Genomic DNA, 16,911 nt, shown 5'->3' with positions numbered 1-16,911 from the left:
CCGGTGAGCCGAAAACTCGTGCTGACCCGCGAGCGGCTGTGGCGCGCACTGGCCGTCATGCATGTCGCGCCACGACCGGACGATGTGATCGTCGATGTGGGATGCGGCACCGGCTCCACGGCACTGTTGCTGCACCGCACCGAGCCGCGGGCACGGGTGGTGGCGGTGGACCCCGATCGCAGCGTGCTGGAGATCGCCCGGCGCAAGGCCGCGGCCGTCGGGGCGACCGTGCGGTGGGAGGCCGGCATGGGCGACGCGCTGCCGGAGATCGTGGGCACCGGTGTGGCGGACACGGCGGTGTCCAGCCTGGTGTTGCACCAATGCCCGATGGGGACGAAGCAGGCCATTCTGGCTTCGATGCACGCGGTGCTGCGACCGGGCGGGAAACTGGTCATCGCCGATTACGGGTTGCAGCGCACCCGGCTGATGCGTCTGGGGTTCCGGCTGGTGCAGGCCGCCGACGGCGTCGAGGACACCCGGCCGAACGCCGAGGGTGTGGTGCCGGAGTTGATGGCCGGGGCCGGTTTCGGCGACGTGCGGGAGGCCGAGGTGGTGTCAACGCTCACCGGTTCGATCTCGGTCTACGTCGCCTTCCGCGGCTGACCCGCGCAGCACCGGCAGCAGGACCGCCGGGGTCAGGCCCATCATCTCGCGGGTCCATCGCGTCAGATGGGCCTGGTCGGCGAAACCGCCACGGCCGCCGCCTCTGCCGGTGTCTGCCCCGCCCGCAGCGCCTCCACCGCCCGGCGCAGCCGGCCCCAGACCCGCCACCGTGCCAGCGGCATGCTCAACTGGCCGCGCGCCAGAGCGCGCAGCCGTTGCGGTGACAGACCCACCCGCGCGGACAGATCCGGCATCGAGACCTGCCCGTCCACCAGCGCGTCCATCGCCGCGAGCAGCCGGTGATCGAGCTCACCGGACGGTCGCGCGCCGGCACGGCGAACGTCGTCGTCACTGAGCCGGAGCAGTTCGGGAGCCACGCCGATCCCGGTGCCGTAGCGCTCGCGCAACCGGTCGGCGAACGCGCACCGCGGTTCGACGAAGAAGACACGCAGCTCCGTCGTCGCCAGCATCCGATGCCGCGCCATGGGCGGCACGACGAGCGCCACGGCGCGGTGACAGGTCCCGGAGTCGTCCACCATGCCCACTTCGCCCCCGATCGCGATGGCTATCTGGAAGGCGGCGTGACGATGAAAGGCGGTGTCCCACGATGGTCCCTGGTAGAGCGCATAGCCGTGACCGACATCAAAACGTGGCGTCGTCTCCATCGGGGTGAGGGTACCTCCGGTCAGAGCGCCTGGACGGTGTGGGCCGCGGTGAAGGCCAGGAGGGAAGCGGCGGTGCGCGGCGGGTCCTCAAGAATGGGCGAGTGTCCGAGACCGGGCAACATCTCGACTTTCACGCCAGGAACGACGCGGTAGTCGGCGGCCGAGGAGGATCGCCATCTGCGGTCGTCCTGGCCGAAGATCACCAGTAGCGGCTTGCCGAGGGCCTGCAACCGATCCGGGAGCGGCTGCTGCTCCAGGTACTCGCGGGTGGCCTGCATGGTGGCGGTGAGCGTGTGGAAGGTCATGCAGCGCACCTCGTCCAGGAGCTCTTGTGGGATCAGGTAGCCGGCGCGGCTGAAACCGGTGCTCGCGAACTGGCGGAGCTGCTCGTCGGTCGGCGGCCACTGCGAGGGGCTGATCGCGGCGGACTGCGGCGCGATGAAGGCGTCCAGGCTGGGGCCGGTGTTGATGAGCGCGAGCGCGGTCACCAGGTCGGGCCGCTGTTCGGCGAGGGCGGTGGCGACCGCGCCGCCGCTGGAGTGGCCGACGACCATGGCGTGCCTGACGCCGAGCCGGTCCAGGGCCGCGCCGACCCGGCGGGCCTGGTCCGGGAGCGCGTAGCTGCGGTCGGACGGTTTGGCCGACCGGCCGTGCCCGAGCAGGTCGATCCGGATGACGCGATGGGATCCGGTCAGCATCGGGACGATCGCGTCCCACGAGCGGGTCGAGGATGCGGACCCGTGGATGAGCAGCAGTGCGGGGGAGTCGCTGGGGCCGTCCTGGCACACGTGGAGGTCGTCGTCGTTCAGGGACAGGGTCGGGTCCTCGGCAGGCTGCACGTCATGAGATGTCATGCGGCCACTGTCGCGGCCGGCGCGGGCCGGTGTATTGGAGGAATGTTCCCTTCTGGCTCGCCTGGCACGGGGTGAGGCGGCTGTGTGGGACGTCCACGTCCAGCGAGGGCCGCCCGGAAGCGGGCCAGGAGCCCCGGATCGGTTCCCGGAGGAAGGTTACCGCGGCCTGCGGAATCGGAAGGTCGCCGGAAGAGAGCGCCAGGACTGTCGTGCGCCTGGCAACCCTTGACGCGGACGGTCCGACAGGAACGTTCCAGGACGAAACCGGGGAACTGCGCTGGTAGGCGCGTGGAAACGATCGAGGGCGGCGCAACTGCACCCCCCTCGATCGTCGTTCTGCCGCCGTCCGAAGTATCAAGGGCGAGCGGCCGCGGCCCAGCCGGGAGCGGCCTCATGACGGCATGGACAGCGTCCTTGATCCCAGCAATCACGCCGTCAACGGTATTGTTGAGCTCTCGTTGAAACTTTTTCGCGGCATCGGCAGGCTCATGGGACGTAACCTTCAAAACGGCGCACGGCTGAGGCCGGTCGACCTGGCGCGCGGGCACGGCCTGTCCACGCAGGCGATCAGGAACTACGAGGACGCCGGCATCCTCCCGGCCGCTGAACGCACCCCCCACGGCTATCGCACCTACACGCCGCTGCACGCGCAGGCCCTGCGCGCGTTCCTCGCCCTCGTGCCCGGACACGGCCACCGTACGGCCACGTCCATCATGCAGGCGGTCAACCGGGGCGCGACCGAGGACGCGCTGCGGCTCATCGACGAGAGCCACGCCCAGCTCCTCGACGACCGCCGCACCCTCCAGGCCGTCGAAGCCGCGCTCCGCGACCTCGCGCCCGTGCCGCAGGAACGCGGCGACACGTTCGTCGGCCCGCTGGCGAGAAGGCTCGGCATCCGCCCGGCCACCCTGCGCAAATGGGAACGCGCCGGCCTGGTCCGGCCGCGCCGCGACCCGCAGACGGGCTACCGGATCTACAGCGCGGCCGACGTACGTGACGCCCGGCTGGCCCACCAGCTCAGAAGGGGCGGCTACCTGCTGGAGCAGATCGCCCCGCTGATCGCCCAGGTCCACTCAGCCGGCGGCGTCGCACCGCTGGAGTCGACGCTGCGCGACTGGCACGCCCGCCTCTCGGCCAGGAGCCGCGCCATGCTCACGGGGGCCGCCGCGTTGGACGCCTACCTCGACTGCCGACCTGCTCCGGCCGGAGACGAGCCGGGTACCCGCAGCCCGTAACCGGGTGGCAGACCAAGTACGGGAGAAAGGAATAGTGGGGTGTTGAGGTGACTGCCCAGAGGGTTCGTTTGTCGGGTGATGTGACCCTCCGCTTGGGTTTGGTTACGTTATGATGAACACGGCCGTTCGGCAGAGTTGATCATCGCTACGGTTTCCGACGCAGTTCAAGCGGCTGACTTAGGCGCGGGTGCTGCACGTGCTCTTCACGCCATCGTCGGAGGAGGTGGCCTGGGCCGAACAGCGCACCGGCAGGCCGGAGTCGCGCTTCGCGCTGGTGCTGGCGTTGAAGTGCTTTCAGAAGATGGCGCGTTTCCCGTCCCCGGATGAGATTCTCGAGGTGGTGATCGACCACGTAGTTGCTCCGGCGACGGCTGGAACTGCTCGGGTACACGACGAGGCGGTCCGGGCCGCGGTGGAGCAGGCCGGCGGGTTCGCCGCGCAGCTGGCCGACATCGAGGAGGTGGCCGCCTTCCACGGCGACGCGCACGAGCTGGTGGTGTACCGGTTCTTCAAGAAGGACCGGCCGACGCTGTTCGAGCTGGCGGGCAAGCTGCGGCTGAAGGCCACCTCCAGCGACGATTCGGGTGCTGGCCGCGCTGGCGCACGCCCGCGAGCACTCACCCAAGCGCCGCGACTTCATCCCGCTGTCCCCGGCTGTGGAGGAGGACGCTCCGGAGTCGGGCATCGCGTTCGCCTGCGGCAACTGGCGGCGCGCGGTGACCGACCGCAGACGGCCGGGCATGGTGGCGCGGCGGCACTTCGAGGCGATGGTGCTCTGCTACCTGGCCGAGGAACTGCGCACCGGCGACGTGGCCGTCCTCGGCTCAGGCGAGTACGCTGACTGGAGCGCGCACCTGCTGCCCTGGGAAGAGTGCCAGCCGAAGCTGGCCGCCTTCTGCGAGAAGGTCGGCCTCCACCCCCGCCGGCTTCGTCGCCCACCTCAAGGACGCCCACCTGACCGCGGCCGCGCACCTGGACGCCGGCTACCGCGACAACGCCGACCTGGTCATCGACGAAGGTGGCGTGCCCACCCTCAAACGCCGCCGCGGCAAGGGCAGCGATGCGGAGGCCGAGCGGCTGGCGGCCGAGATCGAGCGGCGCATGCCCGAACGCTCCCTGCTGTCGATCGTCGCGCGCACCGCCCACTGGCTCACCTGGTATCGCCACTTCAGCCCCGCCTCCGGCTCCGACCCCAAGATCAAGGACAAGCTGGGGCGGTACTCGCTGGCCGTGTTCACCGGCGGCATCAACATCGGCCCGTACGAGGCGGCCAAGCACATCTCCGGCGTCACCGCCCGCGAGCTGTCCATGGTCCGCAACCGGCATATCACCTTGGAGAAGCTGAACGCCGCGATCGCCGATGTGGTCAACGCCTTCGCCTGAGCTGGACGTGATCAAGGCCTGGGGGGGGACGGCAGCACGGTGGCCGCCGACGGCACCCAGGTGGACACCTACATCGACAATCTCCTGGCCGAGACCAGCATCCGGTAGGGAGAATTCGGCGGCATCGCCTACCACTACATCTCCGACACCTACGTGGCGCTGTTCTCCCGGTTCATCCCGTGCGGGGTGTGGGAGGCGGTGCACCTCATCGAAGGGCTGCTGGCCAACACCTCCGACATCCAGCCCTCCACCGTGCACGCCGACACCCAAGGCCAGAACTTCCCGGTCTTCACGCTGGCCACGTTGTTCGGGTTCGACCTGATGCCACGCATCCGCAACTTCAAAGACCTGATCTTCTTCCGCGCCTCCGAGAAGATCATCTGCGGCAGCTGGTCGCCGAGGGCTGGCAGATCACCGCCGACCAGCTCGGCCAGATCGCGCCCTACCTGCGGGCCCACATCAGCCGCTTCGGCGCGTACGCCACCACGAGCTGCGCCATCGGCCGGATCCGTTCGGCCCCTGCTGAAAGAGCTCGACTTCACCGACCTCGAACTGGCCGCGTGATCTCCGAGGCGCTGGCGGGTCGTCTGCGCGGAGCCGGTTCAGCAGTCCCGGTAGCGTGCGGTCATGACCGAGATGCTGACGCTAACGCCCGATGATGCCTGGCGACGCTGCTGGAGGGCAACCAGCGGTTCGTCGCCGGCGCGCCGGAGCATCCCAACCAGGACGCCGCCCGCCGCGCCGAGACCGCGCCGGAATTTCCTGGCCATTGACCACCGGGACTCACGGCCTGGCTGCTGCCGGCGCGCTCCAGGTTCGGCATGGCCGGGAAGGTGTCCGCCGAGCCGCATGCGGTGCGCGAGCTCATCCGGCCTCGTGCCCGTGAGGCCGGATGAGCCGGGTGCTATTGAGCGGTCATCGTGATCTCGGCGGGCACATCTCGGCTTCCATTTCCTTGGTGAGGATGCTGATCGGGTTGCCCCAGTCGCCGTTGATGTTGGTGACGACCATGTGCCTGCCGTCTCGGGTGCCCATCGCGTAGGTCCAGGAGCCGTGGATCCTGCCGCCGTTGCCCCAGACCGTCACGCCGCACGACAGCTTCTGGGAGAAGACGCCGAGCCCGTAGGCGGTGTTGTCGATCCACTGCGTGCCCTTGGTGGAGACGGTGGTGAACATCTCCTTTTGCAGCGCGGGCGGCAGCAAACGGCCGCTCAGCACCGCCCGATAGAAGGTGTGCAGGTCGCCCATGGTCGAGACGATGCTGCCGGCTGACCCGGCCCAGGAGGGGTTCATGTCCGTGAGGTCGTAGGGGGTTGTGGTGTCCTCGCCGACCAGGAACTTGACGTAGTGCCGTGCGTGCGGCTTGCGCAGCTTCGTGTCTTCGCCCGGCAGGTACGTCTTCCGCAGGCCGAGCGGGCGGATGATGCGCCGGGTGATCTCTTCGGCGTAGGACCTGCCGGTGACCTTCTCGATGATCATTCCGGCGAGCGTGAAGTTGGTGTTGGAGTAGCCCCACCCCTTGCCAGGCGCGAAGGAGGGCGGGTTACCCATGGCGATCTTCACCAGTTGCTCGGGACGGTAGCTGCGGAAACGACTCTTCGGTCGCCAGGTCCGCATCCGAGGTGTAGGGGAAGATGCCGCTGGTCTGGTTGAGCAGTTGCCTGATGGTGATCTTGCTGCCGTCGTGGCCGTTGCCCTTCACCACGTCAGGCAGCCACTTGTCCACGGTGTCGTCCAGGCTCAGCCGGCCCTCGGCCACCAGCTTCAACACCACGACCGTGACGAACGTCTTGGTCGTGCTCCCGGCCCGGAAGTACTCCTGCCGGCGGCGCTTGAGGCCGGTGTCGGTGTCGGCCACGCCTGCCGTACCGAACCATGACCTGCGGTCGTCACGGACTTCGGCCATGGCGCCGGGCATGCCGTCGGCCACGGCTTGGTCAAGCACCCGCTGGAGCCGGGCGTGGTCGTCGGTGCGGCGGTCGGCGTGGTCGTCGGCCGCCGCCGGCGACGCGCTTACGGTCACGGCGACTGCGGCGGCGAGCAGGCAAGCGGTGGTACGGAGGATCTTGGCCATGGGTCGATCGCCCTTCATACAGGTGGAGTGTTGGCGTAGGGGAATACGTGAGTCAGCTGGTGACACGGTGGAGCAGGATGTCGCCCTGGGTGACGTGGGCGTGGAGCTCGACGGTGTCGCCGCCGGACACCTCGGAGTCGTCGCCCAGGTTGTCGTGGACCCTGCCGAGCGCGGTCCTGGCGTCCGCCAGTACGGCGGTGCCGTTCGGGATCCCGACGCTGATCGTCCCGGCGCCGACGTCCAGATCGGCGCGCCCGCGCGCCAACGCGCCGACCTCGACGGCGCCTTGCTCGACGGTCACGCGCAGGCCGTCTGCCGCCCGGTCCACCGTGACGTTCCCGGCGCCGTTGCCGATCACGGTGGCACCGATGCTCTCGCCGACCTTGATCTGGCCGTGGGCGGTGGTGAGGGCAGCCGGGCCCCCGGACGTGGCCACGGTGATGTCGCCGTCGTCGGTGCTCAGGCGCGACTCGCCGGTGCGGGCGAGGCGGATATGGCCACGGGAGACGTGGGCCCGTACCTTGCCCAGGCGGCCCTGGCCGTTCAGGTGCCCGTCGCCGAGGCTGATGTCGAGCGCCGAGCCGTTGGGCAGTTCGACCGTCACTGCGACGCGTCCGGGAAGAGATCGGATGCTCGAGCGGTCCTTGACCGTCAGGCGGCCGCCTGCGTAGGTGACGCGGGCGCGTTCGGCGGCTGCGACGTCGGTGGCGTCGGCCGGATCGGCCGGCCGTACCTCGACGGTGGTGTCGGTGCGCTGGGTCGCGCTGATGCGGATGTCGGCCGCGGTGAATGACAAGGCGGCGACGATCGGCTCCGGTGTGTCAAAGGTATCCATGGGTGGTTCGCTTTTCAGCGGGGGTCGGTGGCGGGCGGCGTGCTTACGCATCGATGGAAACGCCGAACTCCGCTTCGATGACCTTGAACATGAGGTCCCAGGACTTCCACTCGGTGTTGGTGTGCACGGCGACGGTGTGCCGGCCGTCGGGGGTGCCGACCGCGAAGAAAAAGGAGCCCCAGAGGCTGCCGCCGACGCCGCGCAGCGTCCGGCCGCCGGTCGCCCGCTCGTCGAACTCGAACATGCCCAGGCCGTAGCGGGCGTGCGGCATCCAGTAGCCGCCCTCGGTGGAGACCGTGGTCCACATCTGCCGGTGTTGTTTGGGCGGCAGCAGGCTGCCGGTGGTCATCGCGGTGAAGAAGCGGATCATGTCCGTCGTGGTAGAGACGACGTTGCCGGCCGCGTAGCCCAGAGAGGAGTTGAACTCGGTGACGTCCAGAGGCGGCAGGCCGGGCTCCTCCATCAGCGATTCCCAGTTCTCCGGGGTGAGCGCGGCCGGGTCGGCGCCGTCCTTGAGGAACTGGGAGGAGTAGCCTCGCGGGTGCGGACTGGGGTAACCGGTCTCGGTGGTGGGGCGCACGCGGGTGTGGGTCAGGCCGAGCGGCTGGACGACCCGGCGGTCGACCTCGTCGGCGTAGCTGTTGCCGGTGACCTTCTCGATGATCGCGCCGGCGATGTAGAAGCCGCCGTTGGCGTACTCGAAGCGTTCGCCGGGCGCACCGACCGGCGGCTGGGACACCGCCACCCGCAGCAGTTCCTCGGTGCTGAAGGTGTCGAAGCGATGCCGGTCGAACCCGGAGCGGGTGGCGTAGCGGTGGCTGACCTCCGGGGCCAGGCCGGTGGCGAACAGGCCGCTGGTGTTGCTGAGCAGGTGCCTGATGGTGATCTTGTCGCCGTCGTAGCCGTTGACGTTGACGTCCAGCACGCCGGGCAGGTGGGCGTTGACCGTGTCGTCGAGGCTGAGACGGGCCTCGGCCTCCAGGGCCAGAAGCGTCGCGGACGTGAAGGCCTTGCCGCTGCTGCCGGCGTGAAAGTACTCGCCCGGCACGCGCGGGGAGCCGGTTGCGATGTCGGCCACGCCGGCGGTGCCGAACCAGGTGCGGTCGCCGTCCTTGACCTCGGCGACGATGCCGGGAATGCCGACCTCGGCCACCGACCGGTCGAGCACCTGCTGCACGTTCTCGTGGGCTGCCATTGCACTGCCTTTCGGACGTTTCTTCCGTACGTCCTCCACGATGTCCACCGGCGCTTACATGCGTCTTTGAACGCTCTTTTAGCCGGTATGGCGCCACTTTCAAACGGCACGTGCGCGTCGTTGTGCTCATAGCCTTTGTGCATGCGGATGGAGTTGCTCGGACCGGTCCGGGCCCGTGCCGACGATGGCACGCCGATCGAGGTCGGCGGCGTCATGGTCCGAGCGCTGCTGGCCCGGCTGGCTCTGGCCGAGGGCGAGATGGTGCCGGTCGACGGACTCGTCGACGGCCTGTGGGGGGAGCATCCGCGCGGGGGCACCGTCAACGCACTGCATGGGCTGGTGCATCGGCTGCGCAAAGCTCTGGGCGAGGCCGAGGTCGTGGAGAGGGCAGCCGGCGGGTACCGCCTGCACGTACGCGCCGAGGACGTCGACGCCTGCCGGTTCGAGGAGAAGGCGAAGCGGGGCCGTCGCGAACTGGCCGCGGGTGACGTGCGGCGAGCGGCCTCGCTGCTGAACGAGGCGCTGGCGCTGTGGAGGGGAGACGCGCTGGCCGACGTGCGTGACACGCCCTTCGCCGCCACGGCCGGCGCGCGGCTGGACGAGCTACGGGTCGCGGCAGAGGAAGACCGTTTCGAGGCGGAGCTGCGACTGGGCCACCACGACGAGATCCTGGCCGATATGGCGGCCATGGCCACCGGTCACCCGCTGCGCGAACGGCTGGCCGGACTGCGCATGCGAGCGTTGCACGCGGCAGGCCGCCAGTCCGACGCGCTGGCCGTGTTCGACCGGGTCCGCGGCACCCTCGCGGAGGAACTGGGCGTCGACCCCTCCGAGGACCTCCGCGAGACCTACCTCGCCGTACTGCGGGGTGAGCGGGAGTACCCCCAGGCGCGACAGGTCCGGCCGCACGCAGTGCCAGGACGTCTGCCCGCCCAGCTCACCAGCTTCGTCGGCAGGCAGGAGGAGCTGAGGTTGCTGGCCGGGTTGCTGGAGTCCTCCCGGCTGGTCACCGTCGTGGGCCCCGGAGGAGTGGGCAAGACCCGGCTGGCCGTGGAGGCCGTCAGCCGGCATCGGGTCCATCAGCGAGGCCGGGCCTGGCTGGTCTCCCTGGCCGCGGTGAACACGGCCGACGGGCTGGTGGAGGCGGTGCTGAGCACGATCAGCCTCGCCGGAGCCCAGCCGGCCGGCACGCTGCTGGAGCGGGTGGTCAACCTGCTCGCCGGTGGTGAGGGCGTGCTGGTTCTGGACAACTGCGAGCAGATCTCCGGAGCCGTCGCGGAGTTCGCCGGGCAGTTGCTGGAGCGCCGTCCGGACCTGACCATCCTGACCACGAGCCGGGAACCGCTGGACGTCATGGGTGAGGCGCTGTGCCGCCTGGAACCCCTCGGCCTCCCCCCGGCGCACGCGGATCGCGGTCGTGCCTCTGCCTCGGCCGCGGTGCGGCTGTTCCTCGACCGGGCGGGAGCCGTACGACCCGGCTTCGCCCTGGACGCCTCGACGGCGCGGCCGGTCGTGGACATCGTGCGCCGGCTGGACGGGCTGCCGCTCGCCCTGGAACTGGCCGCGGCACGCCTGCGGACCATGAGCGCCGAGCAGATCGCCCGGCGGCTGGATGACCGCTTCCGGCTGCTCAGCACCGGTAACCGGACCGCCCAGCCCCGCCAGCAGACGCTGCATGCGGTCATTGAGTGGAGCTGGGATCTCCTCACCTCACAAGAGCGCACGCTGGCCGCCCGGATGTCGATATTTCCGGCGCGGACGGGTATCGCGGTGATCGAAGCAATCTGCGCGGATGAGACGCTTCCCGCGGACGAGGTCGTCTACCTTCTGAACTCCCTGGTCGACAAATCCATCGTGGAGCGGACAGGCGACGGCTACCGGATGCTGGAGACCATCCGGGCACACGCGGCGGGGAAGCTCCGGCTCGCAGGAGAGACCGACGCCGTCCTGCGTGGGCTCACCCGGTACTTCGCGGACCTGGCCGACGAACACGAGCCGCTGCTGCGCTCGGACAAGCAGGCGGAGTCGCTGCGGCTGTTCCAGGCCGAGTACGACAACCTGATGTACGCCCTGCAAACGGCCATCGACGGAGACGACGCCGAGACCGCGGCCCGGATACTCGGACCGCTGTACTGGTACTGGGTCATGCTCCGCTACGACGCCCGAGCCGAGACCTACATCGCCAAGGTCACCGAGTTCGGCGACGCGCTGCCCGCGGACGCCCGCGCCGCGTTCACCGCGATCCACCTGGTGGGCGCCGAGGGCGGGCCGATCACTGACCACGAGCGGCTCCGCGCGCTCATCGGCGACTGCGCGCGCACGGGCGCGCTGCGCCGCTATCCGATGCTGCTGACGATAGTGCTGGTGATGGCGGCGATACCCGGGCTGGACGAGCTGCTCGATCAAGAGATCGCCCGGGTGCGCAGCGGCCCGGACCGCTGGGCGATCGCCTGCACCTTCATGATCGAAGCCATGCGCCATCGCGAACAGGGCGACCGGGCTGGCTCCGCGACCGCGATGACCACGGCACTGCGCCTGTTCGAGGAGACGGGCGATCGGTGGTGGACGGCGAAGGCGCTGTACGGCCTGGCCCAGATCCACGCCATCGCCGGAGACCACGACCAGGCGATCAGCGCCTATGAGCACAGCCTCGCGATCGCCACCGACCTCGGCTCGCAGGACGAGGTCTCCAGCCGGCTCGGGCTCGCCACGGAACGTATGCGCGCCGGCGACCTGGCCGGCGCGAGGCGCGACATCGACACCGCCGAACGAGCGGCCTGGCGGCGTGGCCAGCCGGCGCTGGAGATCGAGGTGCTCGGCGTCCAGGCAGAACTGCACCGCCGCTCCGGAGAGGTCGAACGCGCCGATCAAGCGCTCGACCGGATGGAGGCGCTCCTGCGCAAGCTGCCCCAGCCGGCGGAGGCCACCGACCCTCGGCTGCTCCTCGCTCGGGTAGCCAACCTCCTCACCGCCGGCGAGGCCGTACGCGCCCGCGGAATGATGCCCCGCGCTGTCGAGGCGGCGCAGGCGATCATGGAGGTCCCCTTGGCTGCTCAACTCCTGGCCAAGCTACTGTCGCTGGAGGGCGATCCGGCGGGCGCGGCCACCGCGCTCGGCCTGAGTCAGGCCATCCGCGGCGCCTTCGACCACGGCGACACCGAACTGCGCTGCCTCTCGGAGATGCTCGCGGAGTCGCTCGGCCGTACCGACTACGACAGCGCCTATGAACGGGGCGCCGACCTGCCCCCACACGAGGCCACCGACCGTCTGACAAAGCTACGTGTACAAGTCCAGGGTGGCAGGGGCATTTGAGCCGATTGTCGTACATGAGGCAGGCCAAGTACGAGGAAAAGAGCAATGTGCCGCACAGGTCGGCGAAGTGCGGCAGCACCCATTGGGTCTCCGTCTGCTTGTTCATCGCCTGTCTCCGTGCGATCACACAGCTCACCGGGAGCGGAAACTCACGTGGGTTCGGCATCTCAACGCCTGTTCGCCTCGTGCGTTCAGCGCGCTGAATGTCGCGGGGGAGTGTCAGCGGAGGGCGGCTTCGAGCGCGTCCGGCAGGGCGGTGTCGGTGATGACCAGTTCGTCGCCCAGGTTGAGGATGCGCACCTCGCCGTGATCGAGTTCGAGCCGGAGGCCGATCTCCGTCTCGATCCGGTGGTCGATGATGCGGTGAACGGCCCGGATCGGCTGGCCGACGAATCGGCCCATCAGGAAATTGTCTGGGGCGGGACCGACTATGACCTGGCCGTACTCGTCCATGTCATAGGAGTCGTGTGGTTGATCGAGCGTCAGCTCGAGCGAGGCGTCGGGGGCGGTGTGGAAGCGGAGTGGGCCGAGGTCGCTCAGGTGCAACCACATGTGCACCAGTGAGGCTTGGTCGGCGCTGGGATGGGTGTGCCAGGACACCGTCACCTGGAGCAGCCTTCGGCTGACGAGCTCATCCGCGGGAGATCAATGGTGTCACGGTGGTTCGGGCGTTTCCGCGGCGCTCTGCGGAGGTGGCGGGTGGCCCGCCGGCGCAGTCGCTCGCTGCTCATCCCGGCCGACAGGTCGAGCATCCGGCCGGCGGCCGCGCACGCCTCTTCCGGTTCGTGGGCGTCGACAGGGCGACCGCCAGCCACGACGGGTAGAGCGCGAGCTCGCCCGTGTGCAAGGCGTCGTAGCGGCTCAGCACGTCGGCGAGTAGCGGGAGCGCTCGCAGAGGCCGATGCGGCGCGCTGGTGCTCCCCGGCGTCGCTCGCGATCCACCCGGTGATCTGGGCGAACTCCCCGACGAGGCCGAGCAGGCGGCAGTAACAGCTGAAATCGCTCACTCGGCAGGTGCTCGCCAGCCTCCCACCCCCGGACCTGGCGCCGCAGGCTCTCGCGGTGTGGCAGGCGCGCTCGGGTGCGCGGGTCAGCCGCGGCCACCAGCGCGGCACGCGAGCAGGACGCGGTCACCCTGGCCCGCCTGGCCGATGCCCGTACCGCGTTCAGCCTCGACGGCAAGATTCTGGCCACCGGCAGCAGGGACGGCACAGCGCGGTTGGGGCAACTGAGAAGTGATTCCAATCGAGGATCAAGTCTCTGCCGTATTCCGGTGGCACCCGTGGTGCGGGCGCCCAGCCGATACCGCCGCCGAAAGCCACCACATGCTGACGACGGCGTGCCGTACCCGCATCTGATCATTCACGCACAGGCAGACCGTAGGACGCCGCCAGGCGGCTGAGCGCCTCGCTGAGCGCGGCGTGCTGGGACGAGGTGAGGTCGGCGGCGAGTTTCGCGTCGAGAACGAGCGCCTTGGCAGTACATTCCGCGAGGAGGTCACGCCCCTCGCCGGTGAGGCTCAGAATCTGGCGGCGACGGTCGGCCGGATCGCGGAGCCGCTCAATGGCGCCCATGGACTCGAGGTGGTCGGCGAGGGACACCACGAGGCTGGGTGCCACCCGCATCCGCTTGGCGATCTCGAGCTGCGAGACGGCCAGCCCCGAGCCGAGGACTTCCAGCAGGCCAACGTGCTTGGGCTTCAGATCGTGGACGGCCAGAGTCTGGGCGTACTGATCGGCGACCAGCACGCCCAGGGTGCTGAGCCGGAAGCTGAGCGTTTCGGTCCATTTGACATCGTTCACATTCAGCATGATACCGTCCATAAATCATTCAGACTATGAACGATTAGAGATGAGATCGATGCTCGATCACCGCGCCCCGCAGATCGTCTTCGCCGACCTGCAGGACAGCATCGTGGCCCTGAGCAGGACGAACAGCCCCGAGACCATCAGACGCTCGGCCGGGGTTCTCGGCATGGTCGCGCAGGCGCTGGACATCCCGTTCACCGTGTCGGCCGCACCCCGCCCCGGTGGGCCCGGCGTGATCGCCGAACTTCCCGAGACGCTTCCGTTCGTGCGCAGCGGACCGTCCTGCTGGGACGATGAGGCATGGCGCGAAGCGATCGCCGCCGAGGCCCGCAAAACGCTGACCATATGCGGCGTGACCTCGGAGATCGTGGTCCTGCACACCGCACTCGACGCCCTGGCCGGCGGCTATGACGTGATCGTTCTGGTCGACGCCAGCGGCGGCATGTCCGAGCGTACGGAGAACGCGGCACTCCGCCAGATCGAGGCAGCGGGCGGCACGGTGACGTCGGTGGCGAGCTTCGTCACGAGCATGGTGCGCGACTTCACCACCCCCACCGGCCGCGACGTCATCACCGCACTGCACGACCTGATGGTTTAGCAACCCAATCCGCCCCTTCGCCCTCAGACCCCGAAAGAGCTCCCATGAAACTCGCACCCCGTCTGCATCGCCTCGGTAACGATGTCGTGGCGTGTTACCTCGTCGACACCGATGAGGGCATCACTCTGATCGACGCGGGGCTGCCCGGCCATTGGCGGGATCTGCAGGACGAACTGCGGTCCCTCGGCAAGTCCGTCGATGACATCCGCGGACTCGTGCTGACTCACGGTGACTCCGACCACATCGGTTTCGCCGAACGCCTGCGCAGCGAGCACGGCGTTCCGGTGTTCGTGCATGCTGCCGACGCGGTCCGTACCCGTACGGGGAGAAGCCCAAGACCGCGCTCGGGCCCATGCGCCTGGGCCCGACGCTCGGCTTCTTCGGTTACTCCCTCCGCAAGAACGGCCTGCGCACCCGTTACGTCAGCGAGGTCACCGAGATCGGCGACGGCGACGTCCTGGACCTGCCCGGGAAGCCGGTGATCGTGGGCATGCCGGGGCACTCACCGGGAAGCGTGGCGATCCACGTCCCCCTGGCCGACGCGGTCTTCGTCGGCGACGCCCTGACCACGCGGCACGTCCTCACGGGGCGCACGGGCCCGCAGCCCGCGCCCTTCACCGACGACCCAGCCGAAGCCCTGTCCTCCCTGGACCGGCTCGCCGGGCTGCCGGCATCCTGGGTGCTTCCGGGCCACGGCGCCCCCTGGCGCACCTCACCGGCCCAGGTGAGCGAGGAGGTCAGGAAGGGCTAGGCAGTGTTTTGTGGATCAGAAGGAGTGTTCAGCCGCCTGATTCGCCGTTTCGGGCAGCGCGGTGAGCTCGGGTGTGGCTCGATGGGTACATGGTTCGTCGCCATGAGTTAACGGATGCTGCGTGGGAACGTATCGCGCCGCTGCTACCGGCCATGTGGAAGATCCGCACCGGTGCCGACTGGCGGGACATGCCTGAACGGTACGGCCCCTGGCAGACGATCTATCAGCGGTTCCGTCGCTGGTCAGCGGAGGGGACGTGGCAGCGGCTGCTGGAGCACGTCCAAGCTCATGACGATGCGGCAGGCGCGGTGGACTGGTCAGCTGTCTGCGTCGACTCGACCATCGTGCGGGCCCATCAGCTCGGGCGCTCGCGCGGTGGATTGACCACCAAGCTGCACCTGGCCACCGACGGGCGCGGTCTGCCGCTGGCCTTCGTCGTCACCGGTGGCAACATCAACGACTGCACCCCATTCACCCAGGTGATGGCGGCCCTTCGCATCCCTCGCCTCGGTCGGGGCCGGCCCCGCACCCGACCGGAGCATGTCATCGCTGACAAGGGCTACAGTTCGCGGGCCATCCGCACCTATCTGCGTCGGCGGGGCATCGGCGCGACCATCCCTGAACGCGCCGACCAACTGGCCGGGCGAGCTCATCGAGGGCACCGGCGCTGCGCGTTCGACCCAGCCCGCTACAAGCGTCGCAACGTCATCGAACGCTGCTTCAACCGGCTCAAGCAGGCCAGAGGCATCGCCACCCGCTACGACAAGCTCGCCGTTCACTACCAGGCAGGTGCCACCATCATCTGCCTGTTGCTATGGCTCACATGAGATCCACAAAACAGGCTCTAGGGCTGCGCGTTGCGCGTATGGCTTCTTGGTGGAACTGGGCCCATGGTACGGAAAAGCCCCGTCTCCGCTGATCTGAGCACCGCCGCCGGCGTGACCACCCTCATCGACGGCGCCCTGGCCGAGCTGAGCGGCATAGACCTGCTGGTCAACAACGCCGGCGCCGGAGACGCGATCCAGCCCGTCGGGTTCCTGGACACCGACGACGAACAGTGGACCGCGGCCTTGCGCATGGCCGCTCTGCACGAGAAGGGTCGGGAGCGACCGGGAACGGCATCATCGCGCTGCTGAACCGGGCCGGGTCCGCCAGCACCTGGCTAACATCCTCGTGCCGGCTGACCAGGTATGCGGGCCGGTCGAGCAGAGGCCGCACGAGCACCACGCCCTCGCCATCGCGGGCCTCGGCCAGTTCCTGGACCGGGTTGAGACCGTTTCAAACCCGCCGCCGACCTGGGCGAGGACCACCGAGGGGCGCTCACGGGGGTCTTCGTCGACGGCTTCGTCTTCCTCTCGAAGGACAGGGACACGCTCGTCGATGGCGCACATGCTGGTCCTACGTGCTGGACGAGGTCTCCGACATCAACACGCCGGCCCTGCGCCTGACGCAGAAGTGATGCGGCCGAGACGGATGGCCGAGACGAGGAAGAAGACGCCGCCGGGGATGGCGTAGCCGGCGGCGTTGAGCAGCGTCGGGCTGTCCGCGGCGGCGCCGGCGATGAACGACGCCCCGGCGAGCGCGGAGACGGCGCCGCT

16 protein-coding genes and 2 pseudogenes are annotated in these 16,911 nt (G+C 69.2%); 10 read left to right on the top strand and 8 right to left on the bottom strand.

Annotated features, from left to right (window positions below; genetic code table 11):
• The first annotated feature begins 3 nt into the window (after window positions 1-3).
• Window positions 4-603 (top strand): class I SAM-dependent methyltransferase, encoded by a 600-nt coding sequence (locus ACIBG4_RS32015; RefSeq protein ID WP_397204973.1) that lies wholly within the window; start codon window positions 4-6, stop codon window positions 601-603.
• A 62-nt stretch (window positions 604-665) separates the two neighbouring features.
• On the opposite strand, the gene ACIBG4_RS32010 is transcribed toward ACIBG4_RS32015, so the two are convergent.
• Complete coding sequence (locus ACIBG4_RS32010) at window positions 666-1,268, bottom strand: AraC family transcriptional regulator (RefSeq protein WP_397204971.1); 603 nt, start codon at window positions 1,266-1,268, stop codon at window positions 666-668.
• A 20-nt stretch (window positions 1,269-1,288) separates the two neighbouring features.
• Window positions 1,289-2,122 (bottom strand): alpha/beta fold hydrolase, encoded by an 834-nt coding sequence (locus ACIBG4_RS32005; RefSeq protein ID WP_397204969.1) that lies wholly within the window; start codon window positions 2,120-2,122, stop codon window positions 1,289-1,291.
• A 488-nt stretch (window positions 2,123-2,610) separates the two neighbouring features.
• On the opposite strand from ACIBG4_RS32005, the gene ACIBG4_RS32000 reads away from it, so the two are divergent.
• From ACIBG4_RS32000 to ACIBG4_RS31990, 3 genes and pseudogenes are all read left to right on the top strand, one after another.
• Window positions 2,611-3,357 (top strand): TioE family transcriptional regulator, encoded by a 747-nt coding sequence (locus ACIBG4_RS32000; protein WP_397205293.1) that lies wholly within the window; start codon window positions 2,611-2,613, stop codon window positions 3,355-3,357.
• Between the two features lie 187 nt (window positions 3,358-3,544).
• Window positions 3,545-4,198, top strand: a complete 654-nt coding sequence (locus tag ACIBG4_RS31995) for a DUF4158 domain-containing protein (RefSeq protein ID WP_397204967.1) — start codon at window positions 3,545-3,547, stop codon at window positions 4,196-4,198.
• Window positions 4,199-4,458: 260 nt separating this feature from the next.
• Window positions 4,459-5,304 (top strand): annotated as a pseudogene (locus tag ACIBG4_RS31990) (Tn3 family transposase).
• A 351-nt stretch (window positions 5,305-5,655) separates the two neighbouring features.
• On the opposite strand, the gene ACIBG4_RS31985 reads toward ACIBG4_RS31990, so the two are convergent.
• From ACIBG4_RS31985 to ACIBG4_RS31970, 4 genes are all read right to left on the bottom strand, one after another.
• Window positions 5,656-6,291 carry a serine hydrolase domain-containing protein gene (locus ACIBG4_RS31985; RefSeq protein WP_397204965.1) on the bottom strand — a complete coding sequence of 212 codons (636 nt, stop codon included), beginning with the start codon at window positions 6,289-6,291 and terminating at the stop codon, window positions 5,656-5,658.
• Window positions 6,284-6,832 carry a serine hydrolase gene (locus tag ACIBG4_RS31980; protein ID WP_397204963.1) on the bottom strand — a complete coding sequence of 183 codons (549 nt, stop codon included), beginning with the start codon at window positions 6,830-6,832 and terminating at the stop codon, window positions 6,284-6,286. The genes ACIBG4_RS31985 and ACIBG4_RS31980 overlap by 8 nt, the downstream gene beginning before the upstream one ends.
• 34 nt (window positions 6,833-6,866) lie before the next feature.
• Complete coding sequence (locus tag ACIBG4_RS31975) at window positions 6,867-7,610, bottom strand: DUF4097 family beta strand repeat-containing protein (protein ID WP_397204961.1); 744 nt, start codon at window positions 7,608-7,610, stop codon at window positions 6,867-6,869.
• Between the two features lie 82 nt (window positions 7,611-7,692).
• Window positions 7,693-8,844 (bottom strand): serine hydrolase domain-containing protein, encoded by a 1,152-nt coding sequence (locus ACIBG4_RS31970; protein ID WP_397204959.1) that lies wholly within the window; start codon window positions 8,842-8,844, stop codon window positions 7,693-7,695.
• Between the two features lie 141 nt (window positions 8,845-8,985).
• Here ACIBG4_RS31970 and ACIBG4_RS31965 point away from each other — a divergent pair, with 141 nt between their 5' ends.
• Window positions 8,986-12,156, top strand: coding sequence for an ATP-binding protein (locus ACIBG4_RS31965; protein WP_397204957.1), 3,171 nt, complete (start codon window positions 8,986-8,988; stop codon window positions 12,154-12,156).
• 219 nt (window positions 12,157-12,375) lie between these two features.
• Here ACIBG4_RS31965 and ACIBG4_RS31960 read toward each other — a convergent pair whose 3' ends face one another.
• The gene (locus tag ACIBG4_RS31960) at window positions 12,376-12,762 is read right to left on the bottom strand and encodes a hypothetical protein (RefSeq protein WP_397204955.1); all 387 of its coding nucleotides are present in this window, start codon (window positions 12,760-12,762) and stop codon (window positions 12,376-12,378) included.
• A gap of 752 nt (window positions 12,763-13,514) precedes the next feature.
• Window positions 13,515-13,967, bottom strand: coding sequence for a MarR family winged helix-turn-helix transcriptional regulator (locus tag ACIBG4_RS31955; protein WP_397204953.1), 453 nt, complete (start codon window positions 13,965-13,967; stop codon window positions 13,515-13,517).
• Between the two features lie 49 nt (window positions 13,968-14,016).
• Between ACIBG4_RS31955 and ACIBG4_RS31950 the strand changes: the two genes are divergently transcribed.
• The 5 genes and pseudogenes from ACIBG4_RS31950 to ACIBG4_RS31930 all read left to right on the top strand — a co-directional run bounded on the left by ACIBG4_RS31950 (window position 14,017) and on the right by ACIBG4_RS31930 (window position 16,449).
• Window positions 14,017-14,562, top strand: a complete 546-nt coding sequence (locus ACIBG4_RS31950; RefSeq protein ID WP_397204951.1) for an isochorismatase family protein — start codon at window positions 14,017-14,019, stop codon at window positions 14,560-14,562.
• 44 nt (window positions 14,563-14,606) lie between these two features.
• Window positions 14,607-14,825: pseudogene (locus ACIBG4_RS31945) on the top strand (MBL fold metallo-hydrolase); the annotation flags it as partial.
• Window positions 14,826-14,914: 89 nt separating this feature from the next.
• Window positions 14,915-15,313 carry an MBL fold metallo-hydrolase gene (locus ACIBG4_RS31940; protein ID WP_397204949.1) on the top strand — a complete coding sequence of 133 codons (399 nt, stop codon included), beginning with the start codon at window positions 14,915-14,917 and terminating at the stop codon, window positions 15,311-15,313.
• Window positions 15,314-15,402: 89 nt separating this feature from the next.
• Window positions 15,403-16,140, top strand: coding sequence for an IS5 family transposase (locus ACIBG4_RS31935; RefSeq protein WP_397205291.1), 738 nt, complete (start codon window positions 15,403-15,405; stop codon window positions 16,138-16,140).
• Window positions 16,141-16,203: 63 nt separating this feature from the next.
• Window positions 16,204-16,449 carry an SDR family NAD(P)-dependent oxidoreductase gene (locus ACIBG4_RS31930; RefSeq protein WP_397204947.1) on the top strand — a complete coding sequence of 82 codons (246 nt, stop codon included), beginning with the start codon at window positions 16,204-16,206 and terminating at the stop codon, window positions 16,447-16,449.
• The last annotated feature ends 462 nt before the right edge of the window (window positions 16,450-16,911 follow it).

Origin of the sequence: Nonomuraea sp. NPDC050383 (genome assembly GCF_044459125.1) — a bacterium.
Lineage (GTDB): Bacteria > Actinomycetota > Actinomycetes > Streptosporangiales > Streptosporangiaceae > Nonomuraea.
This window is presented reverse-complemented; position numbering and strand designations above follow the sequence as displayed.